Source organism: Staphylococcus sp. HMSC062H10, from assembly GCF_001836945.1.
GTDB lineage: Bacteria > Bacillota > Bacilli > Staphylococcales > Staphylococcaceae > Staphylococcus > Staphylococcus aureus.
Genome location: NZ_KV830972.1, coordinates 528398 through 549860, shown reverse-complemented (window position 1 = coordinate 549860; position 21463 = coordinate 528398). Strand labels below are relative to the sequence as shown.

Genomic DNA, 21463 nt, shown 5'->3' with positions numbered 1-21463 from the left:
TGAAAAGTCAAAGTCAATAGAACATTGGCTTTGGCTTTTTATTTGGATAGTATGACATATTACGTTAAACTATATGAGTTAATTAAGAAAAGGAGAGATAGCTGTGGCCAAAAGAGACTATTATGAAGTTTTAGGCATTAGTAAAGATGCTTCAAAAGATGAAATCAAAAAAGCGTATCGAAAGCTTTCGAAAAAATATCATCCAGATATTAACAAAGAAGAAGGTGCAGATGAAAAGTTTAAAGAAATTTCTGAAGCCTATGAAGTTTTAAGTGATGATAATAAACGCGCAAGCTATGATCAATTTGGACATGACGGTCCACAAGGTTTTGGTGGACAAGGATTCAATGGCTCTGACTTTGGCGGTTTTAGTGGCTTCGGTGGCGGTGGTTTTGAAGATATCTTTAGCTCTTTCTTCGGTGGCGGCAGACAAAGAGATCCAAATGCACCGCAAAAAGGTGATGATCTTCAGTATACAATGACATTGACATTTGAAGAAGCGGTATTTGGTACAACAAAAGAAATTTCAATCCGTAAAGATGTAACATGCGAAACATGTCATGGTGATGGTGCAAAGCCTGGAACAAGTAAAAAGACTTGTAGTTACTGTAATGGCGCTGGTCATGTAGCTGTAGAACAAAATACAATTTTAGGTAGAGTTCGTACTGAACAAGTTTGTCCTAAATGTAATGGAAGTGGTCAAGAATTTGAAGAAGCTTGTCCAACATGTCACGGAAAAGGTACTGAAAATAAAACAGTTAAATTAGAAGTGAAAGTACCTGAAGGTGTTGACAATGAACAACAAATTAGATTAGCTGGTGAAGGTTCTCCAGGTGTGAATGGAGGACCTGCTGGTGATTTATACGTAGTATTTAGAGTTAAACCATCTGAAAAATTTAAACGTGATGGTGATGATATTTATTACAAATTAAATGTTAGCTTCCCACAAGCAGCTTTAGGCGATGAAATAAAAATACCAACATTAAATAATGAAGTTATGTTAACAATTCCTGCTGGTACACAAACAGGTAAGCAATTCCGCTTAAAAGAAAAGGGTATAAAAAATGTTCATGGCTATGGATACGGAGATTTATATGTTGATATTAAAGTAGTAACGCCTACTAAATTAACAGATAGACAAAAAGAACTAATGAAAGAATTTGCCCAATTAAATGGCGAAGAAATTAATGAACAACCTTCGAATTTTAAAGATAGAGCAAAAAGATTCTTTAAGGGAGAATAAAGTATGAACTGGACAGAGCTTTCAATTATTATTAATCATGAAGCAGTAGAATTGGCTACCAATATACTTGAAAATCATGGATCAAATGGTGTCGTGATAGAAGATTCAGATGATTTAATTAACCAACCAGAAGATAAATACGGTGAAATTTACGCTTTGAAAAAAGAGGATTATCCAGATAAGGGAGTAAGATTGAAAGCCTATTTTAATGAGATGACTTATGATGATAAGTTGCGACAGCGAATTAAAGATGAGTTATTAAATTTAGATGAACTTGATCAACATAACGTTCAATTCAGTGAGCAAATCATTGCAGAAACGGATTGGGAAAATGAATGGAAAAACTATTTCCATCCATTCCGAGCGTCGAAGAAGTTCACAATAGTCCCTAGTTGGGAAACATATGCTAAAGAAGCGGATGAAGAGCTTTGCATTGAGCTCGACCCAGGTATGGCTTTTGGAACAGGAGATCATCCGACTACAAGTATGTGTTTGAAGGCAATAGAAACATATGTATTGCCACAGCATTCAGTAATTGATGTTGGTACTGGCTCAGGTATATTAAGTATTGCAAGTCATCTAATCGGTGTAAAACGTATTAAAGCGTTGGATATTGATGAAATGGCAGTGAGTGTAGCTAAAGAAAACTTCAGAAGAAATCATTGTGAAACGTTAATTGAAGCTGTTCCAGGTAACTTATTGAAAGACGAAACAGAAAAATTTGATATTGTAATAGCAAATATTTTAGCGCATATTATTGATGAAATGATTGAAGATGCTTATAATACTCTAAATGAAGGCGGTTATTTTATTACTTCTGGTATTATAAAAGAGAAGTATGAAGGTATACAGTCACATATGGAGCGTGTAGGTTTTAAAATTATTTCAGAACAACATGACAACGGTTGGGTTTGTCTTGTTGGCCAGAAAGTGAGTGAATAATGTGCAACGTTATTTCATAGACCAAAACGCTGATGTAAGTCAGCGTTTTTTTATTACAAAAAAAGAAGATATTCATCAAATAACAAATGTAATGAGATATGATGTTGGTAGTAAAATTATTTTAACTTTTAATGATCAAACAGTTTATTTATGTGAAATTGCTGATATAACAAGTGATAAAATCGCAGTTGATTTAAAAGAAAAACAAAATATTAATACAGAATTGCCAGTTGATGTTACGATTTGCAGTGGACTAATTAAAGCTGACAAATATGAGTGGTTGCTACAAAAAGCTACTGAATTGGGTGCTTCATCATTTATAGCTGTTAGCATGGAACGTTCAATTGTTAAATTAAACGAGGCAAAAGTTGCCAAAAAGATAGAACGTTGGCAAAAAATAATTAAAGAAGCTGCTGAACAAAGCTATCGTTTAGTGATTCCATCTATTCAATTCGAGTCGAATTTAAAATTAATTTGTGATACTATTGATAATTATGACTATATTCTTATTGCATATGAAGAGGAAGCAAAAGATGGTGAGTTAAGCAATTTCAAGCAAACTTTACAACAATTCAAGGCTCAGGATAAAGTGTTGATGATTTTTGGTCCTGAGGGTGGTTTGTCAGAAAATGAAATTTCATTATTTAGTAATACTAGTACAGTTGTTGGTCTTGGACCGAGAATTTTACGGGCAGAAACTGCGCCATTGTATGCGTTAAGTGCAATAAGTTATGAAAATGAATTAATGGGGTGAATATTTATGTCAACAGTTGCGTTTCACACATTAGGTTGTAAAGTAAACCATTATGAAACTGAAGCAATCTGGCAATTATTTAAAGAAGCAAACTATGAGCGCGTTGACTTTGAAGCGAATGCTGATGTATTTGTTATTAATACTTGTACAGTAACAAATACAGGTGATAAAAAAAGTCGTCAAATTATTAGACGTGCAATAAGACAAAATCCTGATGCTGTAATCTGTGTAACAGGTTGTTATGCGCAAACTTCATCAGCTGAAATTATGGAAATTCCTGGTGTCGATGTAGTAGTTGGTACACAAGATAGACATAAACTATTAGGTTACATTGACGAATTCCGTAAAGAACGCCAACCAATTAATGGTGTTGGAAATATCATGAAAAATCGTAAATATGAAGAATTAGATGTCCCTTATTTTACAGATAGAACACGTGCGTCATTAAAAATTCAAGAAGGTTGTAACAACTTCTGCACATTCTGTATTATTCCATGGGCTCGTGGCTTAATGCGTTCAAGAGATCCGGAAAAAGTAGTTGAACAAGCGACGCAACTAGTGAATTCAGGATATAAGGAAATTGTATTGACGGGAATTCATACAGGTGGATATGGTCAAGATTTAAAAGATTATAACTTGGCCCAATTATTACGTGATCTTGAAACGATTAATGGATTAGAACGAATTCGAATTTCTTCAATTGAAGCAAGTCAACATACAGATGAAGTAATTGACGTTTTAGAACGTTCAACAAAAGTTGTTCGTCATTTGCATATTCCATTACAATCTGGTTCAGATACAGTATTAAAACGTATGAGACGTAAGTATACAATGGATAGATTTTCAGAACGATTAACAAAATTGCATAAAGCTTTACCAGACTTGGCAGTTACGAGTGATGTAATTGTTGGCTTCCCAGGTGAAACTGAAGCTGAGTTCCAAGAAACATATGATTTTATCGTAAAGCATAAGTTCTCTGAACTGCATGTTTTCCCTTATTCTCCTAGAATTGGCACGCCAGCTGCAAGAATGGATGACCAAATTGATGAAGAAATTAAAAATGAACGCGTGCATAAGTTAATTACGCTAAGCAATCAACTCGGAAAGTTATATGCGTCTAAATTTGATCAAGATGTGCTTGAAGTAATTCCTGAGGAACAGGGTGACACAGAAGGTACATTAGTTGGATATGCAGATAATTATATGAAAGTACAATTTGAAGGTGACGAATCACTCATAGGTCAAATTGTAAAAGTTAAAATTACGCAAGCAAATTATCCATTAAATGAAGGGCAAGCAATTAAAGTTGTTGATTTCGCAACAAATAAATCTGATAGAGAAGTTTTAGTTTAAGTATTCCTTGATTCATACCATAAGGTTCCGTATTAAAGATATAGGTTTTGTAACGTTGTTTTAACGGCTTCACAATATACTATATAAGCAACTCTTCTCATTAAATAAATTATTAAGAGATTTTTAGAACAAAATCTAAAAGTCTTTGTGATTTTGATGTGAAATATGTTTCAAATAAAAAACAATTTACTAATTGACCATAAATTACAGATATATTATACTTATAAATGCATAGTTTTACTGTGCAATTGACTATAAAGTTCCGTTGATATTTGGAGGGAGGGAAATACAGATGTCTAAAACAGTAGTACGTAAAAATGAATCACTTGAAGATGCGTTACGTAGATTTAAACGTTCAGTTTCTAAAAGTGGAACAATCCAAGAAGTACGTAAACGTGAATTTTACGAAAAACCAAGCGTAAAACGTAAAAAGAAATCAGAAGCTGCACGTAAACGTAAATTCAAATAATTAATACCTCTGTTGACTCCCTCAACACGAATATTAATTATATAAAATAAACATCACAAGTTAGTGTCTGACACTAATATGTGATGTTTTTTTGTTGTCAATTTTTAATTTAAAAAGTTATATAGTTTATAAATAATCAAATTGATATTCTATAGGTTCTTATAACTATAAAGTATATTCAATTTCATGTATAATTAATGTGAGGGCGAGGTGAAATTGTGAGTTATAATAATTTTTTACAAATGACAACTATCTTGGAATCAACGGCTGGAGATACTTGGGTTGAACAAGTTAGTAATATAATTGTTCAACCTATTTTTACGTTAATATTAACCTGTTTGACATTCTTAGGATTTGTATATCAACTTTACTCTAAAAAAATCAATGCAGCTGGTATTATCGCCACATTATCATTACTTATTTTATTTTTGGGATTTCTAATCCAAGGAAATGTCAATATGCATTCTATCTTAATATTCTCAATTGGCGTTATATTAGTTGTAATTGAATTATTTGTAGTTGGTGCAGTAATTGGTATTATTGGCATGATACTGATAACTATAAGCATAACAACGCTCGGAGATAATTTGCTATTTATGCTTGCGAATGTTATCGTTGCCTTGATTTTAACGATTGTAGAATGGGTGATATTAGTGAAGATTTTCAACAGAAAGATTCCGTTTTTGGATAAAGTTATCTTAAAAGATTCAACTAATTCTGAGTCAGGTTACAATTCTCATGATAACCGCTCGCACCTCGTAGGAAAGACTGCTCAAACAGTTACAGATCTTCGACCTGCAGGGATTATTTTTTGTGAAAATGAACGTATTGATGCTGTTTCAGATGGCAACTTTATTTTACGCAATAAAACGGTAAAAATCCTTGAAGTTGAAGGAACAAGAGTAGTTGTGAGGGAAGTAGATTAATTAAAAGGAGCGATACCATGTTTAGTTTAAGTTTTATCGTAATAGCAGTTATTATAGTAGTTGCATTACTTATTTTATTCTCATTTGTACCGATTGGCTTATGGATTTCAGCGTTAGCAGCTGGCGTTCATGTTGGTATAGGTACATTGGTTGGTATGCGTTTACGTCGTGTATCTCCAAGAAAAGTTATAGCGCCATTAATTAAAGCGCATAAAGCAGGACTAGCATTAACAACAAACCAATTAGAATCGCATTATCTAGCAGGAGGAAATGTTGACAGAGTTGTTGACGCTAATATTGCTGCACAACGTGCTGACATTGATCTTCCTTTCGAACGTGCTGCTGCAATTGACCTTGCAGGACGTGACGTATTAGAAGCGGTTCAAATGTCTGTTAATCCTAAAGTCATTGAAACACCATTTATCGCAGGTGTAGCAATGAACGGTATTGAAGTGAAAGCCAAAGCTCGTATCACAGTTAGAGCTAATATTGCTCGACTTGTTGGTGGTGCTGGTGAAGAAACAATCATCGCACGTGTTGGTGAAGGTATCGTTTCAACAATTGGTTCTAGTAAGCATCACACAGAAGTACTTGAAAACCCAGATAATATTTCTAAAACAGTATTAAGCAAAGGTTTAGATTCAGGTACTGCATTTGAAATTTTATCAATTGATATTGCTGACGTTGATATTAGTAAAAATATTGGTGCAGACTTACAAACTGAACAAGCATTAGCAGACAAAAATATTGCACAAGCAAAAGCTGAAGAACGTAGAGCTATGGCTGTAGCAACTGAGCAAGAAATGAAAGCGCGTGTACAAGAAATGCATGCTAAAGTAGTTGAAGCCGAATCTGAAGTACCATTGGCTATGGCTGAAGCATTACGTTCAGGTAATATCAGTGTTAAAGATTATTATAATTTGAAAAATATCGAAGCTGATACAGGCATGAGAAATGCAATTAATAAACGAACTGATCAAAGTGATGATGAGTCACCTGAACATTAAGTCGAGAGGTGATTAAATGAGTGTCGGTATTCTAATTTTTGTCATATCAGTGATCATTTCTATCATTACTACTATGCGCGAAAATAGTCATAAAGATAGACAAAATCAAAAGCCACCTCAAAAAACATCTACCGATAATGAACCAAAAAAAGGTGGCTTTTTTGAAGAAATTGAGCGAACGTTTAAAGAAATAAGTGAAGAATTAAATGAAGAAGAAAAGAAATCATCGAAACGAAAATATGATGATACGTTACCACCTTTATTCGATGAACTTCCAAAGGAAGAGCCTAAATCGAAGCCTGTTGTAGAACCTATGGCACCTAAAAAACAACAAGAAACAAAACCGATGACAGAGAAACCAATTACAATGCCTAAAGCAGAACCGGTGGAACAGAAACATAGACCTTCTAGACAAGATAATTCTGACGAAATTAGACGTCAATTAGAAAAATCACTTAGAGATGATATTAAAACGATTCGTACTGACATTGATAGAGAAAAAGAAAAGCAAATTGCTAAAATGGAAAAACGTGCTAGAGATATTATTGAGGATAAATACTTATCTGAACGTACAAAACGTTTGAAATTAAAGCAGTTGCTTAATTCTCAAAATGTCGAAAAAGATTTGACTAAATCAGCGTTCCAATTTGATAAAGATGAAGTAATCAATGGTATGATATGGTCAGAAATTTTAGCTAAACCAAAACAATTATAAAATTTTTTGAAAACAAGCACTATCGTAATGGTAGTTGCTTGTTTTTTTACGTTAAGAAAAATTGAAAAACAAAGAGAATCTTTCGAGAAATATGAGTTATTTAAATTACAACGAAAAATTGATTAGTCTAAAATTGAATCTGCTTTTATGACAAGGTGAAAAGTATAAATGATTCTTTTAAATTAAAGAAAAATGAGTAAGTCAATGCAAAGATGTTTAAATCAATCAATTGCATGATATAATTAAGTAGATATTAAAGCATCATAGAATGAATATAAATGATATATGAAAAGGAGCGCGTGTATGCCTGGAATTATACAAATAGACGATATGAACCAATCTCAAGCTTTAATTGGAAATAATGATGAACATTTAAAAGCAATTGAAGAGAGTTTCGATGTTGTCATCCATGCAAGAGGACAAGAAGTTGCCGTTAAAGGTACAAAAATAGAAAACGTAGAAAAAGCGGAATCAGTATTAATCAATTTGCTGAAGGTTATTGATTTAGGTAATAATATTACAATTAAAGATGTTGAAGCAGCTATTAAAATGGCGCATAATAACACAATTCAACATCTGTTAGATTTATATGATGAAGAGATAACTAAAGATGCCTTTGGTAAGACGATTCGTGCGAAAACGATGGGGCAACGTATATATGTTAATGCCATGAAAAATAATGATTTAGTATTTGGTATAGGTCCTGCTGGTACAGGTAAGACATTCTTAGCTGTAGTTTATGCAGCAAAGCAACTCCGTAAAGGTGCTGTTAAACGTATTGTATTAACAAGACCTGCTGTTGAAGCAGGAGAGTCACTTGGATTTTTACCAGGAGATTTGAAAGAAAAGGTAGATCCATATTTAAGACCTTTATATGATGGTTTATATACTGTTCTTGGGCGTGAACAAACAGAGCGATTTATTGAAAGAGGCATTATCGAAATAGCGCCACTTGCATATATGCGCGGACGAACATTAGAAGATGCATTTGTAATTCTTGATGAGGCGCAGAATACGACACATGCGCAAATGAAAATGTTTTTAACAAGACTAGGTTTTGGCTCAAAAATGGTAGTTACTGGTGACCAAACTCAAATCGATTTACCTAAAGGTGTTAAAAGTGGACTTAAGGAAGCGGTCAGTAGGTTACACAACGTTAAAGGTATAAGTATATTGAAATTAGATCAGAGCGATGTAGTAAGACATCCATTGGTAAGTAAGATCATTGAACATTATGAAGGAGAGAATTAAATGTTTACGATAGATTTTAGCGATCACACAGGCTTAGTTAAAGATGCTTGGTATAAACAAATTGAAGATTTATTAGAATTTGCTAAAAAAGAAGAGCATATAGAAGACGATGCTGAGCTTTCTGTTACATTTGTAGATAAACAAGAAATACAAGAAATTAATCGAACATATAGAGATAAAGATAAAGTTACAGATGTAATCTCATTTGCTTTAGAAGAAGATGAGCCAGATATTGATTTTAGTGGTCTTGATATACCACGTGTTTTAGGGGATATAATTATCTGTACGGATGTAGCGCAAGAACAAGCAAACAATTACGGACATTCTTTTGAACGAGAATTAGGATTTTTAGCATTACATGGATTTTTGCATCTATTAGGTTATGATCATATGACTGAAGCGGATGAAAAGGAAATGTTTGGTCGACAAGATACAATATTAAACGCATATGGATTAACACGAGACTAATTATGAAAAGGTTTAAATATGCACTTGATGGGCTGAAAATCTTAATTCAAAAAGACTATAAATTTCTTTTACATGTGTTTGCAATGATTGTTGCTATTGTCTTTGGTCTCGTACTAAATATTAATCGGATTGAGTGGATTTTTATACTCATTGCTATTGCATTAGTTCTCACTGTTGAAGCTTTAAACACTGCTATTGAATATGTTGTAGATTTAGTGACCGTTGAATATCATGATTTAGCTAAATACGCTAAAGATATAGCGGCTTTTAGTGTACTTATAGTTTCAATATTAGCATTTATTATAGGTTTAATAGTATTTTTACCACATTTTATAGCGTTATTTTAGGGAGGCATATATGAGTTATCAACCTCATTATTTTCAAGAAGTTAGAAAAGCACAACAAGAATCATATTCGCCATACAGTCATTTTAAAGTAGGGGCTTATTTAAAAACGAAAGACGGTAGAACTTTTTATGGTACCAATGTAGAAAATGCTTCTTATCCATTATCGATATGTGCTGAACGAGCTAGTTTGGTATCGGCAATTTCTCAAGGATACAGACCAGGTGATTTTGAATCAATAACTGTAACCGTAGATGCAGATAAACCGTCATCACCTTGTGGTGCATGTCGTCAAGTTTTGAAGGAATTATGTGATGATGATATGCCTGTGTATATGACAAATCATAAAGGAGATATGGTTATGATGACAGTCGCAGAGTTACTACCATTTGGATTTTCAGGAAAGGATTTAGAATAAATGACAGAACATAAATCAGGATTTGTTTCAATTATAGGTAGACCAAATGTTGGGAAGTCAACATTTGTTAATAGAGTGATTGGCCATAAAATAGCAATCATGTCCGATAAAGCTCAAACAACTAGAAATAAAATTCAAGGTGTAATGACAAGAGATGATGCGCAAATTATATTCATTGATACGCCAGGTATTCATAAACCTAAACACAAATTAGGTGACTATATGATGAAAGTCGCTAAAAATACATTATCTGAGATAGATGCAATCATGTTTATGGTTAATGCCAATGAGGAAATTGGACGGGGCGATGAATATATTATAGAAATGTTGAAAAATGTTAAGACACCAGTATTTTTAGTATTAAATAAAATAGATTTAGTGCATCCAGATGAATTAATGCCAAAGATTGAAGAATATCAAAGTTATATGGACTTTACAGAGATTGTACCAATTTCAGCATTAGAAGGGCTAAATGTAGATCATTTTATTGATGTATTAAAGACGTATTTACCCGAAGGACCTAAATATTATCCAGATGATCAAATTTCAGACCATCCTGAACAATTTGTAGTGGGTGAAATCATTCGTGAAAAAATCCTTCATCTTACAAGTGAAGAAATCCCTCATGCGATTGGTGTAAATGTAGACCGTATGGTTAAAGAAAGCGAAGATCGTGTTCATATCGAAGCAACTATATATGTTGAAAGAGATTCGCAAAAAGGAATTGTCATTGGAAAAGGCGGTAAAAAGTTAAAAGAAGTAGGAAAACGTGCGAGACGTGATATAGAAATGCTTCTAGGCTCTAAAGTTTACTTGGAATTATGGGTCAAAGTTCAAAGAGACTGGCGAAACAAAGTTAACTTTATTCGCCAAATTGGTTATGTTGAAGACCAAGATTAATCTTAAAAGTGGTGAAGATAATTGTTAATGCGCCAAAAAGGGATTATCATCAAAGCAGTTGATTATGGTGAATCTGATAAAATTATCACGATTTTAAATGAGCATGGTGCAAAAGTACCACTTATGGCAAGGCGTGCTAAAAAAGTTAAGACGGGTTTGCAAGCGCAAACGCAATTGTTTGTTTATGGTTTGTTTATTTACAATCAGTGGCGAGGTATGGGAACGTTAAATTCTGTAGATGTTATTAGTCAACATTATAAATTACAAATGGACCTTTACGTAAGCAGTTATGCGTCTCTGGCAGCTGAAACTATTGAGCGTTCAATGGATGAAGGGGACATTGCACCATATAACTATCAATTATTACAATTTGTTCTTGAAAAAATAGAATCAGGTACATCTGCACAGTTAATGTCAGTCGTTGTTATGTTAAAGTGTATGAAACGATTTGGTTTTACCGCATCATTTAATCGCTGTGCTGTGAGTGGTAATGACACACAAGCAGATTTAATAGGTTATAGTTTTAAGTTTGACGGTGCGATTTCAAGGCAAGAGGCCTCTAAAGATGTACATGCAGTTATATTATCGAATAAAACACTATATTTATTAGATGTATTACAAAAATTACCAATAGATAAAATGAATTCATTGAATATCCATCAAGAAATTATTGATGAAATGTCAGATATCATTTTAATGTTATATCGTGAATATGCAGGTATGTTTTTTAAAAGTCAGAAACTAATCAACCAATTAAAAAGATTGGAACAATAACATAAAATAATAAAAGGTATTCAAGTAGCCACATAAATGTGTTTATTTGAATACCTTTTTCGAATAGAAAAGAGATACTGGCAATTTTACTAACCAGTATCTCTTTTTATAAATTATATAGCCACCACATATGGTGGAGAGTCTTTTTAATTAGAATTTTGTTTTTTCAGTTAAGAAAGCTTCTAACTCTGAGATTGGCATACGAACTTGTTCCATTGAATCTCTGTCACGCACTGTAACTTGATTATCTTCTAATGAATCAAAGTCGAATGTTACACAATAAGGTGTACCGATTTCATCTTGACGACGGTATCTTTTACCGATAGATTGTGATTCATCGAAATCGATTGAGAATTTAGAACTTAATTGCTCAAAAATCTTAATCGCTTCGCCAGATAATTTCTTACTTAAAGGTAAAATCGCTGCTTTATATGGTGCTAATGCAGGATGGAAGTGTAAAACTGTACGTGCATCTTTACTACCTTCAACGCCTTCTTCATCATATGCATCACATAAGAAAGCTAATGTTACACGATCTGCACCAAGTGATGGCTCGATACAATATGGAATATATTTTTCGTTCGTTTCTGGATCGTGGTATCTGAAATCCTCACCAGAGTGTTCAGCATGTTTACGTAAGTCGAAGTCTGTACGACTTGCGATACCCCATAACTCACCCCAACCAAATGGGAATTTATATTCAATATCAGTTGTTGCATTTGAGTAATGAGATAATTCATCTTCATCATGATCACGTAAACGCATATTATCACTGCTCATATTTAAGCTTGTTAACCAGTCACTTGCAAAAGTTTTCCAATAATTTTGCCATTCGATTTCTTCACCAGGTTTACAGAAGAATTCAAGTTCCATTTGTTCAAATTCTCTTGTTCTGAAAATGAAGTTACCTGGAGTGATTTCATTACGGAATGATTTACCAATTTGACCAATACCAAATGGTAATTTTTTACGCATTGAACGTTGCACATTTTTATAGTTTACAAAAATACCTTGTGCGGTTTCAGGACGTAAGAAAATTTCATTTGTAGAATCTTCAGTTACACCTTGGAATGTTTTAAACATTAAATTGAATTGGCGAATTTCAGTCCAGTTAGCAGTTTTACTTACAGGACAAACAATACCTTCATCGTCAATAATTTTTTTCATTTGTTCAAAACTTAAACCATCGGCAATGAAGTTTTCATCACCTTTAACATCTTGCATATAATCTTCAATTAATTTATCAGCGCGATATCGAATTTTACTATCTTTATTATCAATCATTGGGTCGTTGAAGTTGTTTAAGTGTCCTGAAGCTTCCCATACTTTTGGATTCATTAAGATTGCAGCATCGATACCAACGTTAAACGGTGATTGTGTAATGAATTTTTGCCACCAAGCTTTTTTAACATTATTCTTTAATTCAACACCTAAAGGACCATAATCCCATGTGTTTGATAAACCACCGTAAATATCACTACCAGGGAACACAAAACCTCTGTGTTTTGCTAATGAAACAATTGTATCCATATCTTTTGCCATAATTACCTCTCCTCATACATGAAAACGCCCCATGGAAAATAACAGCATAGTAAATATGCTTTACTTCCATGGGACGAGTTAATATTTTAAATTGTATATAATACAAAATAAGTTACGTATTTAACCCGCGGTTCCACCCAAATTAGTGTAGTCACTCGCTTTTATTTTAAAATGATTCGTTGCGCCAATCTTATTGTTAAGCTTACACTATCCTTAACTCGCTGTACGTTTATTCTAATTGATAGATTATTTAAAGGCAAGTAAAATTAATGTGTTTGTGACATGAAAGAAATATCGGTATAATAATAAGTGAATAAAAAAGGGGTGAAGACCTATAGAACTCAGTCAAAGACAAGAACGAATCATCGAAATTGTTAAAACTCAAGGACCCATTACTGGTGAACAAATAGCAGATAAGCTGAATTTAACAAGAGCAACGCTCAGACCAGATTTAGCGATATTAACAATGTCAGGTTTTTTAGAAGCGCGTCCCCGAGTTGGATATTATTATTCAGGTAAATCAAAAGGTAAATTTTTTAATGAAAAACTTCGACAATTTGAGGTTAAGGACTATATGTCTCAACCTGTTGTGCTAAGAGAGAATACAACAGTTTATGACGCTATTTGTACAATTTTTTTAGAAGATGTAAGTACATTATTTATTATTAATGAAAATAACGATTTTGTTGGTGTGTGTTCAAGAAAAGATTTATTAAGAGCTTCAATGATTGGAGCAGATATTCATACAGTACCTATCAGTGTAAATATGACACGTATGCCTAATGTCACTTATTTAGAGGAAAGCGAATTAGTCATATACGCAGCAGATAGAATGATTGAAAAAGAAATTGATTCGATTCCAATTGTAAGAAAAAAAGATAATCAAAAGTATGAAGTAATTGGGAGAATTTCCAAAACAACAATAGCTAAGTTATTAGTAGCATTATATAAAGAATAGGTGAGAAGTAATGGAAAAAATTAAAATTATCGTAGCCTCAGATTCTATAGGTGAAACGGCAGAGTTAGTTGCAAGGGCAGGTATTTCACAATTTAATCCTAAGCAATGTAAAAATGAATTATTAAGATATCCATATATTGAATCTTTTGAAGATGTTGATGAAGTGATTCAAGTTGCTAAAGATACAAATGCTATCATTGTTTATACACTTATTAAACCTGAAATGAAGCAATATATGAGTGAGAAAGTAGCAGAATTCCAATTGAAGTCCGTCGATATTATGGGGCCATTAATGGATTTATTATCAGCATCGGTTGAAGAAAAACCTTATAATGAGCCAGGTATCGTTCATAGATTAGATGATGCATATTTCAAGAAAATTGATGCGATAGAGTTTGCAGTTAAATATGATGATGGTAAAGATCCTAAAGGATTACCTAAAGCTGATATTGTTTTACTTGGTATTTCGAGAACTTCAAAGACACCATTATCCCAGTATTTAGCGCATAAGAGTTACAAAGTTATGAATGTACCGATTGTACCAGAAGTGACACCGCCAGATGGCTTATATGATATTGATCCAAAGAAATGTATCGCACTTAAAATAAGTGAAGAAAAATTAAATCGTATTAGAAAAGAGCGACTAAAACAATTAGGACTAGGTGACACAGCTCGATATGCAACAGAAGCACGAATTCAAGAAGAATTGAATTACTTTGAAGAAATCGTAAGTGAAATTGGATGTCCTGTCATTGATGTTTCTCAAAAAGCAATCGAAGAAACAGCAAACGATATAATCCATTATATTGAACAAAATAAATCGAAATGATTTCATTTTTGTCAAAAATTAGGTATAATAGTATAACTAATGCTTAATAGGTGATTTAATTTGCGAATAGATCAATCGATCATTAATGAAATAAAAGATAAAACCGACATTTTAGACTTGGTAAGTGAATATGTAAAATTAGAAAAGAGAGGACGCAATTATATAGGTTTGTGTCCTTTTCATGATGAAAAGACACCTTCATTTACAGTTTCTGAAGATAAACAAATTTGTCATTGTTTTGGTTGTAAAAAAGGTGGCAATGTTTTTCAATTTACTCAAGAAATTAAAGACATATCATTTGTTGAAGCGGTTAAAGAATTAGGTGATAGAGTTAATGTTGCTGTAGATATTGAGGCAACACAATCTAACTCAAATGTTCAAATTGCTTCTGATGATTTACAAATGATCGAAATGCATGAGTTAATACAAGAATTTTACTATTACGCTTTAACAAAGACAGTCGAAGGCGAAAAAGCATTAACATACTTACTAGAACGTGGTTTTACAGATGCGCTTATTAAAGAGCGAGGCATTGGCTTTGCACCCGATAGCTCACATTTTTGTCATGATTTTCTTCAAAAAAAGGGTTACGATATTGAATTAGCATATGAAGCCGGATTATTATCACGTAATGAAGAAAACTTCAGTTATTACGATAGATTTCGAAATCGTATTATGTTTCCTTTGAAAAATGCGCAAGGAAGAATTGTTGGATATTCAGGCCGAACATATACCGGTCAAGAACCAAAATACCTAAATAGTCCTGAAACACCTATTTTTCAAAAAAGAAAGTTGTTATACAACTTAGATAAAGCGCGTAAATCAATTAGAAAATTAGATGAAATTGTATTACTAGAAGGTTTTATGGATGTTATAAAATCTGATACTGCTGGCTTGAAAAACGTTGTTGCAACAATGGGTACACAGTTGTCAGATGAACATATTACCTTTATACGAAAGTTAACATCAAATATAACATTAATGTTTGATGGGGATTTTGCGGGTAGTGAAGCAACACTTAAAACAGGTCAACATTTGTTACAGCAAGGGCTAAATGTATTTGTTATACAATTGCCATCTGGCATGGATCCTGATGAATACATTGGTAAGTATGGCAACGACGCATTTACTGCTTTTGTAAAAAATGACAAAAAGTCATTTGCACATTATAAAGTGAGTATATTAAAAGATGAAATTGCACATAATGACCTTTCATATGAACGTTATTTGAAAGAACTGAGTCATGACATTTCATTTATGAAGTCATCAATTCTACAACAAAAGGCTATAAATGATGTTGCGCCATTTTTCAATGTTAGTCCTGAGCAATTAGCTAACGAAATACAATTCAATCAAGCACCAGCCAATTATTATCCAGAAGATGAGTATGGCGGTTATATTGAACCTGAGCCAATTGGTATGGCACAATTTGACAATTTGAGCCGTCAAGAAAAAGCAGAGCGAGCATTTTTAAAACATTTAATGAGAGATAAAGATACATTTTTAAATTATTATGAAAGTGTTGATAAGGATAACTTCACAAATCAGCATTTTAAATATGTATTCGAAGTCTTACATGATTTTTATGCGGAAAATGATCAATATAATATCAGTGATGCTGTACAGTATGTTAATTCAAATGAGTTGAGAGAAACATTAATTAGCCTAGAACAATATAGTTTGAATGACGAACCATATGAAAATGAAATTGATGATTATGTCAATGTTATTAATGAAAACGGACAAGAAACCATTGAGTCATTGAATCATAAATTAAGGGAAGCTACAAGGATTGGCGATGTAGAATTACAGAAATACTATTTACAGCAAATTGTTGCTAAGAATAAAGAACGCATGTAGCATGTGGTATTAAAGAATAATACGAATAATGATTATGTCAAAATGTATAAGGGTAAATGATAGTTACCGCATTTAAACAACACTATTGAAAAATAAATATTGGGATTAGTTCCTATTTGTAAAATAAAATTAAAAATATGGATGAATTAATTAAGAATTTAGTTTAAAATAGCAATATTGAATAAATTTCGAAAGTTCATATTTAAAATCGGGAGGCCGTTTCATGTCTGATAACACAGTTAAAATTAAAAAACAAACAATTGATCCGACATTAACATTAGAAGATGTTAAGAAGCAATTAATTGAAAAAGGTAAAAAAGAGGGTCATTTAAGTCATGAAGAAATTGCTGAAAAACTTCAGAATTTCGATATCGACTCTGATCAAATGGATGATTTCTTTGATCAATTAAATGATAATGATATTTCACTAGTTAATGAAAAAGATAGTTCAGATACTGACGAGAAACTGAATCCAAGTGATCTTAGTGCCCCTCCAGGTGTTAAAATAAATGACCCAGTTCGAATGTACCTTAAAGAAATTGGGCGTGTTAACTTATTAAGTGCACAAGAAGAAATCGAATTAGCCAAACGTATTGAACAAGGTGATGAAGTAGCAAAATCGAGACTTGCAGAAGCGAACTTACGTTTAGTTGTAAGTATTGCTAAAAGATATGTAGGTCGTGGTATGTTATTCCTTGATTTAATCCAAGAAGGTAATATGGGTCTTATTAAAGCTGTTGAAAAATTTGACTTTAACAAAGGATTTAAATTTTCAACATATGCAACATGGTGGATTAGACAAGCAATCACTCGTGCAATTGCTGACCAAGCACGTACGATTCGTATCCCTGTGCATATGGTAGAAACAATTAATAAATTAATTCGTGTTCAACGTCAATTGTTACAGGACTTAGGTCGAGATCCAGCACCAGAAGAAATTGGTGAAGAAATGGATTTACCAGCAGAAAAAGTTCGTGAAATTTTAAAAATTGCGCAAGAACCTGTTTCATTAGAAACACCAATTGGTGAAGAAGATGATAGTCATTTAGGAGACTTTATTGAGGATCAGGAAGCACAAAGTCCTTCAGATCATGCTGCTTATGAATTATTAAAAGAGCAATTAGAAGATGTACTTGATACATTAACTGATAGAGAAGAAAATGTATTACGATTAAGATTTGGTCTTGATGACGGCAGAACAAGAACACTTGAAGAAGTTGGTAAAGTTTTCGGTGTTACACGTGAACGTATTCGACAAATCGAAGCAAAAGCACTTAGAAAATTAAGACATCCAAGTCGTAGTAAACGTTTGAAAGACTTTATGGATTAATTTATATCAATTTTAATGATTGATACCAAGACATGAATAAGCGCTTGTTTATTTTTAGATTAAGATTTAACTTGAGTGAGGTTGGTACATTGAATAATGTTCAACCTCTTTTTTCATAAAGGAGAAGAAAATGATTTCGTTAAATAACCGATTAACGACGGTAAGTCGATTTTTAAAACAAGGTACAATCGCGGATATTGGCTCAGATCATGCTTATTTGCCAATCTATGCAATTCAAAACCATTTATGCGATTGCGGTATTGCAGGAGAAGTTATTCAAGGCCCTTTTCAAGCTGCTGTGAAAAATGTAGCTGCAAATCAATTAGTAGATAGAATTGATGTACGTTTAGGGGATGGCTTAAGTGTTATTCATCCTGAGGACGTAATCGATAATATCACAATTTGTGGTATGGGCGGACCACTTATTGCTAAAATTTTAAAAGATGGGCAAGATAAGTTAAGTCAACATCCAAGGTTGATTTTACAAAGTAATATCCAAACCGAAAGTTTAAGACAAACATTACAACAATTGAATTATGAAATAATTGATGAAATAATAATGGAAGAAAAAGGCCATATTTATGAAATTGTTGTAGCAGAATATTCTGCGCAATTAATAGAGCTATCATCTGATGAATTGAAATTCGGACCAAAATTGCTGAACAACAAAAATGAATATTTTATAAAAAAATGGCAAAGAGAGTTAGAAGCACTTTATCATATTAAATCGAAACTCAATACTGAACAACATCATCAACGTTTAGCTCAAATTAATGAAGAAATTGCTGTAATTGAAAGGGTGTTATAGTAATGAAAATAGCTGATTTAATGACATTGTTAGATCATCATGTGCCATTTAGAACTGCTGAATCTTGGGATAATGTAGGATTGTTAATAGGTGATGAAGATGTTGAAGTTACTGGTGTTTTAACAGCATTAGACTGTACGTTGGAAGTAGTAAATGAAGCAATCGAAAAAGGCTATAATACTATTATTAGTCATCATCCTCTAATCTTTAAAGGCGTAACAGCATTAAAAGCTAATGGTTATGGTTTGATTATTAGAAAACTAATTCAACATGACATTAATTTAATAGCGATGCATACAAATTTAGATGTAAATCCTCATGGTGTCAATATGATGTTGGCGAAGGCGATGGGATTGAAGAACATTTCAATAATAAATAATCAACAAGATGTATACTATAAAGTTCAAACATATATACCTAAGGATAATGTTGGACCATTTAAAGATAAGCTTAGTGAAAATGGATTAGCACAAGAAGGTAATTATGAATATTGTTTCTTTGAAAGTAAGGGAAGAGGGCAATTCAAACCAGTTGGTGAAGCTAATCCAACAATAGGACAAATTGATAAAATTGAATATGTAGATGAAGTTAAAATTGAATTTATGATAGATGCATGTCAAAAGTTAAGGGCTGAGCAATTAATTAAACAATACCATCCATATGAAACACCGGTATTTGATTTTATTGAGATAAAACAAACATCTCTTTATGGACTTGGCGTTATGGCAGAAGTGGATAATCAAATGACATTGGAAGATTTCGCAGCTGATATTAAATCTAAATTAAATATCCCAAGTGTCCGTTTTGTTGGTGAGTCTAATCAGAAAATTAAACGTATTGCAATTATTGGTGGTTCAGGTATTGGATATGAATATCAAGCTGTTCAACAAGGCGCAGATGTCTTTGTTACAGGTGATATTAAACATCATGATGCCTTAGATGCTAAAATTCAGGGTGTGAACTTAATTGATATTAATCATTACAGCGAATATGTGATGAAAGAAGGTTTAAAAACATTACTAATGAATTGGTTCAATACAGAAAAAATAAATATAGATGTTGAAGCATCTACAATTAATACAGATCCATTTCAATATATTTAAACTAAAATCTCGGGATTTCTAAATTTTGAAATTTCGAGGTTTTAATATTTTTATTTAAAATAGCACATTTATACTTTATAATAGTAAAGATGAACATATAAGGAGGCCAAATCATGGCAAAACATCCATTCGAACAATTTAATCTAGAATCTAGTTTAATTGACGCTGTGAAAGACCTTAATTTTGAAAAACCAACTGAAATTCAGAATCGAATTATTCCAAGAATACTAAAGAGAACAAATTTAATTGGTCAATCTCAAACGGGTACAGGGAAATCTCATGCATTTTTATTACCATTAATGCAGTTAATTGATAGTGAAATAAAAGAACCACAAGCAATCGTAGTTGCACCAACAAGAGAACTTGCACAACAACTATACGATGCAGCGAACCATTTAAGCCAATTTAAAGCTGGTGTTTCAGTTAAAGTTTTTATTGGTGGTACAGATATAGAGAAAGATAGACAACGTTGTAATGCACAACCACAATTGATTATAGGCACCCCTACTAGAATTAATGATTTAGCTAAAACGGGACATTTACATGTGCACTTAGCATCATATTTAGTTATTGATGAAGCGGATCTTATGATTGACTTAGGATTAATTGAAGATGTAGATTACATTGCTGCAAGATTGGAAGATAATGCAAATATTGCGGTGTTTAGTGCTACAATTCCACAACAGTTACAACCATTTTTAAATAAATATTTAAGTCATCCAGAATATGTAGCTGTCGACAGTAAAAAACAAAATAAAAAGAACATCGAATTCTTTTTAATACCTACTAAAGGTGCAGCTAAAGTTGAAAAGACTTTAAATTTAATTGATATACTAAATCCATACTTATGTATTATTTTCTGTAATAGTAGAGATAATGCAAATGATTTAGCACGTTCACTAAATGAAGCTGGTATTAAAGTTGGTATGATTCATGGTGGTTTAACGCCACGTGAACGTAAACAACAAATGAAACGTATACGTAATTTAGAATTCCAATACGTTATTGCCAGCGATTTAGCATCTCGTGGTATTGATATTGAAGGTGTTAGTCATGTCATCAATTTTGATGTGCCAAATGATATTGACTTCTTTACACATAGAGTCGGCCGAACTGGCCGTGGGAATTATAAAGGTGTAGCAATTACGCTTTATAGTCCTGATGAAGAACACAATATTTCATTAATAGAAGATCGCGGTTTTGTTTTCAATACTGTTGATATTAAAGATGGTGAGTTAAAAGAAGTTAAAGCGCACAATCAGCGTCAAGCAAGAATGCGCAAAGATGACCATTTAACTAATCAAGTGAAGAACAAAGTTCGAAGTAAAATTAAAAACAAAGTTAAACCAGGTTATAAGAAGAAATTTAAACAAGAAGTTGAAAAAATGAAACGTCAAGAGCGTAAACAATTTAGTAAGCAGCAAAATAGACAAAAACGTAAGCAAAACAAAAAAGGTTAGGTGTGTTTT

22 protein-coding genes are annotated in these 21463 nt (G+C 32.7%); 21 read left to right on the top strand and 1 reads right to left on the bottom strand.

Features of this window, described 5'->3' with window-relative positions; translation table 11 throughout:
• Positions 1 to 103 precede the first annotated feature (103 nt).
• From dnaJ to recO, 14 genes are all read left to right on the top strand, one after another.
• Entirely contained in the window at positions 104 to 1243 is a 1140-nt protein-coding gene (dnaJ, locus tag HMPREF2658_RS05300) for a molecular chaperone DnaJ (protein ID WP_001119019.1), read from the top strand.
• 3 nt (positions 1244 to 1246) lie between these two features.
• Positions 1247 to 2185, top strand: a complete 939-nt coding sequence (gene prmA / locus HMPREF2658_RS05295; RefSeq protein WP_001104614.1) for a 50S ribosomal protein L11 methyltransferase — start codon at positions 1247 to 1249, stop codon at positions 2183 to 2185.
• Position 2186: 1 nt separating this feature from the next.
• Positions 2187 to 2939, top strand: a complete 753-nt coding sequence (locus HMPREF2658_RS05290) for a 16S rRNA (uracil(1498)-N(3))-methyltransferase (protein ID WP_054194575.1) — start codon at positions 2187 to 2189, stop codon at positions 2937 to 2939.
• A 6-nt stretch (positions 2940 to 2945) separates the two neighbouring features.
• On the top strand, positions 2946 to 4292 hold the full coding sequence (gene mtaB / locus HMPREF2658_RS05285; RefSeq protein WP_070854231.1) for a tRNA (N(6)-L-threonylcarbamoyladenosine(37)-C(2))-methylthiotransferase MtaB: 1347 nt from the start codon (positions 2946 to 2948) through the stop codon (positions 4290 to 4292).
• Positions 4293 to 4584: 292 nt separating this feature from the next.
• Positions 4585 to 4761 carry a 30S ribosomal protein S21 gene (rpsU, locus tag HMPREF2658_RS05280; protein WP_000048060.1) on the top strand — a complete coding sequence of 59 codons (177 nt, stop codon included), beginning with the start codon at positions 4585 to 4587 and terminating at the stop codon, positions 4759 to 4761.
• A gap of 242 nt (positions 4762 to 5003) precedes the next feature.
• Positions 5004 to 5687: an NfeD family protein gene (locus HMPREF2658_RS05275; protein WP_001802667.1), complete on the top strand. Its 684-nt coding sequence runs from the start codon at positions 5004 to 5006 to the stop codon at positions 5685 to 5687.
• 17 nt (positions 5688 to 5704) lie between these two features.
• On the top strand, positions 5705 to 6694 hold the full coding sequence (gene floA, locus HMPREF2658_RS05270) for a flotillin-like protein FloA (RefSeq protein ID WP_000492114.1): 990 nt from the start codon (positions 5705 to 5707) through the stop codon (positions 6692 to 6694).
• A 16-nt stretch (positions 6695 to 6710) separates the two neighbouring features.
• Entirely contained in the window at positions 6711 to 7409 is a 699-nt protein-coding gene (locus HMPREF2658_RS05265) for an SPOR domain-containing protein (RefSeq protein WP_000110602.1), read from the top strand.
• A 303-nt stretch (positions 7410 to 7712) separates the two neighbouring features.
• Positions 7713 to 8660 (top strand): PhoH family protein, encoded by a 948-nt coding sequence (locus HMPREF2658_RS05260; protein ID WP_001117767.1) that lies wholly within the window; start codon positions 7713 to 7715, stop codon positions 8658 to 8660.
• On the top strand, positions 8661 to 9128 hold the full coding sequence (gene ybeY, locus HMPREF2658_RS05255) for an rRNA maturation RNase YbeY (protein ID WP_000494130.1): 468 nt from the start codon (positions 8661 to 8663) through the stop codon (positions 9126 to 9128).
• A 2-nt stretch (positions 9129 to 9130) separates the two neighbouring features.
• Positions 9131 to 9475: a diacylglycerol kinase family protein gene (locus HMPREF2658_RS05250; protein WP_000819532.1), complete on the top strand. Its 345-nt coding sequence runs from the start codon at positions 9131 to 9133 to the stop codon at positions 9473 to 9475.
• Between the two features lie 10 nt (positions 9476 to 9485).
• A complete protein-coding gene (cdd, locus tag HMPREF2658_RS05245; protein ID WP_000121871.1) occupies positions 9486 to 9890 on the top strand; it encodes a cytidine deaminase in 405 nt (134 codons plus the stop codon).
• Positions 9891 to 10790 carry a GTPase Era gene (era, locus tag HMPREF2658_RS05240; protein ID WP_000134765.1) on the top strand — a complete coding sequence of 300 codons (900 nt, stop codon included), beginning with the start codon at positions 9891 to 9893 and terminating at the stop codon, positions 10788 to 10790.
• A 27-nt stretch (positions 10791 to 10817) separates the two neighbouring features.
• Complete coding sequence (gene recO, locus HMPREF2658_RS05235) at positions 10818 to 11564, top strand: DNA repair protein RecO (RefSeq protein ID WP_001557361.1); 747 nt, start codon at positions 10818 to 10820, stop codon at positions 11562 to 11564.
• 150 nt (positions 11565 to 11714) lie between these two features.
• On the opposite strand, the gene HMPREF2658_RS05230 is transcribed toward recO, so the two are convergent.
• Positions 11715 to 13106 carry a glycine--tRNA ligase gene (locus HMPREF2658_RS05230; protein WP_001030077.1) on the bottom strand — a complete coding sequence of 464 codons (1392 nt, stop codon included), beginning with the start codon at positions 13104 to 13106 and terminating at the stop codon, positions 11715 to 11717.
• Positions 13107 to 13440: 334 nt separating this feature from the next.
• Here HMPREF2658_RS05230 and HMPREF2658_RS05225 point away from each other — a divergent pair, with 334 nt between their 5' ends.
• The 7 genes from HMPREF2658_RS05225 to HMPREF2658_RS05195 all read left to right on the top strand — a co-directional run bounded on the left by HMPREF2658_RS05225 (position 13441) and on the right by HMPREF2658_RS05195 (position 21454).
• Positions 13441 to 14064 carry a transcriptional regulator CcpN gene (locus HMPREF2658_RS05225; RefSeq protein WP_072468919.1) on the top strand — a complete coding sequence of 208 codons (624 nt, stop codon included), beginning with the start codon at positions 13441 to 13443 and terminating at the stop codon, positions 14062 to 14064.
• A 10-nt stretch (positions 14065 to 14074) separates the two neighbouring features.
• Positions 14075 to 14893, top strand: coding sequence for a pyruvate, water dikinase regulatory protein (locus tag HMPREF2658_RS05220; RefSeq protein WP_000411298.1), 819 nt, complete (start codon positions 14075 to 14077; stop codon positions 14891 to 14893).
• Between the two features lie 60 nt (positions 14894 to 14953).
• Positions 14954 to 16753, top strand: a complete 1800-nt coding sequence (gene dnaG / locus HMPREF2658_RS05215; protein ID WP_001217237.1) for a DNA primase — start codon at positions 14954 to 14956, stop codon at positions 16751 to 16753.
• A gap of 223 nt (positions 16754 to 16976) precedes the next feature.
• Positions 16977 to 18083 carry an RNA polymerase sigma factor RpoD gene (rpoD, locus tag HMPREF2658_RS05210; protein ID WP_001283055.1) on the top strand — a complete coding sequence of 369 codons (1107 nt, stop codon included), beginning with the start codon at positions 16977 to 16979 and terminating at the stop codon, positions 18081 to 18083.
• 130 nt (positions 18084 to 18213) lie between these two features.
• The gene (locus HMPREF2658_RS05205; protein WP_000624564.1) at positions 18214 to 18891 is read left to right on the top strand and encodes a TrmK family tRNA methyltransferase; all 678 of its coding nucleotides are present in this window, start codon (positions 18214 to 18216) and stop codon (positions 18889 to 18891) included.
• A gap of 2 nt (positions 18892 to 18893) precedes the next feature.
• Positions 18894 to 19994, top strand: a complete 1101-nt coding sequence (locus HMPREF2658_RS05200; RefSeq protein WP_000683915.1) for a Nif3-like dinuclear metal center hexameric protein — start codon at positions 18894 to 18896, stop codon at positions 19992 to 19994.
• A 113-nt stretch (positions 19995 to 20107) separates the two neighbouring features.
• Complete coding sequence (locus HMPREF2658_RS05195; protein WP_001062177.1) at positions 20108 to 21454, top strand: DEAD/DEAH box helicase; 1347 nt, start codon at positions 20108 to 20110, stop codon at positions 21452 to 21454.
• Positions 21455 to 21463 lie beyond the last annotated feature (9 nt).

Excerpts from the sequence above, each read along its gene's own strand:
- prmA (WP_001104614.1), top strand. The coding sequence starts at position 1,247 with ATGAACTGGACAGAGCTTTCAATTATTATTAATCATGAAGCAGTAGAA.
- mtaB (WP_070854231.1), top strand. The coding sequence starts at position 2,946 with ATGTCAACAGTTGCGTTTCACACATTAGGTTGTAAAGTAAACCATTAT.
- rpsU (WP_000048060.1), top strand. The coding sequence starts at position 4,585 with ATGTCTAAAACAGTAGTACGTAAAAATGAATCACTTGAAGATGCGTTA.
- HMPREF2658_RS05275 (WP_001802667.1), top strand. The coding sequence starts at position 5,004 with ATGACAACTATCTTGGAATCAACGGCTGGAGATACTTGGGTTGAACAA.
- floA (WP_000492114.1), top strand. The coding sequence starts at position 5,705 with ATGTTTAGTTTAAGTTTTATCGTAATAGCAGTTATTATAGTAGTTGCA.
- HMPREF2658_RS05265 (WP_000110602.1), top strand. The coding sequence starts at position 6,711 with ATGAGTGTCGGTATTCTAATTTTTGTCATATCAGTGATCATTTCTATC.
- HMPREF2658_RS05260 (WP_001117767.1), top strand. The coding sequence starts at position 7,713 with ATGCCTGGAATTATACAAATAGACGATATGAACCAATCTCAAGCTTTA.
- ybeY (WP_000494130.1), top strand. The coding sequence starts at position 8,661 with ATGTTTACGATAGATTTTAGCGATCACACAGGCTTAGTTAAAGATGCT.
- HMPREF2658_RS05250 (WP_000819532.1), top strand. The coding sequence starts at position 9,131 with ATGAAAAGGTTTAAATATGCACTTGATGGGCTGAAAATCTTAATTCAA.
- cdd (WP_000121871.1), top strand. The coding sequence starts at position 9,486 with ATGAGTTATCAACCTCATTATTTTCAAGAAGTTAGAAAAGCACAACAA.
- era (WP_000134765.1), top strand. The coding sequence starts at position 9,891 with ATGACAGAACATAAATCAGGATTTGTTTCAATTATAGGTAGACCAAAT.
- recO (WP_001557361.1), top strand. The coding sequence starts at position 10,818 with ATGCGCCAAAAAGGGATTATCATCAAAGCAGTTGATTATGGTGAATCT.
- HMPREF2658_RS05230 (WP_001030077.1), bottom strand. The coding sequence starts at position 13,106 with ATGGCAAAAGATATGGATACAATTGTTTCATTAGCAAAACACAGAGGT.
- HMPREF2658_RS05220 (WP_000411298.1), top strand. The coding sequence starts at position 14,075 with ATGGAAAAAATTAAAATTATCGTAGCCTCAGATTCTATAGGTGAAACG.
- rpoD (WP_001283055.1), top strand. The coding sequence starts at position 16,977 with ATGTCTGATAACACAGTTAAAATTAAAAAACAAACAATTGATCCGACA.
- HMPREF2658_RS05205 (WP_000624564.1), top strand. The coding sequence starts at position 18,214 with ATGATTTCGTTAAATAACCGATTAACGACGGTAAGTCGATTTTTAAAA.
- HMPREF2658_RS05200 (WP_000683915.1), top strand. The coding sequence starts at position 18,894 with ATGAAAATAGCTGATTTAATGACATTGTTAGATCATCATGTGCCATTT.
- HMPREF2658_RS05195 (WP_001062177.1), top strand. The coding sequence starts at position 20,108 with ATGGCAAAACATCCATTCGAACAATTTAATCTAGAATCTAGTTTAATT.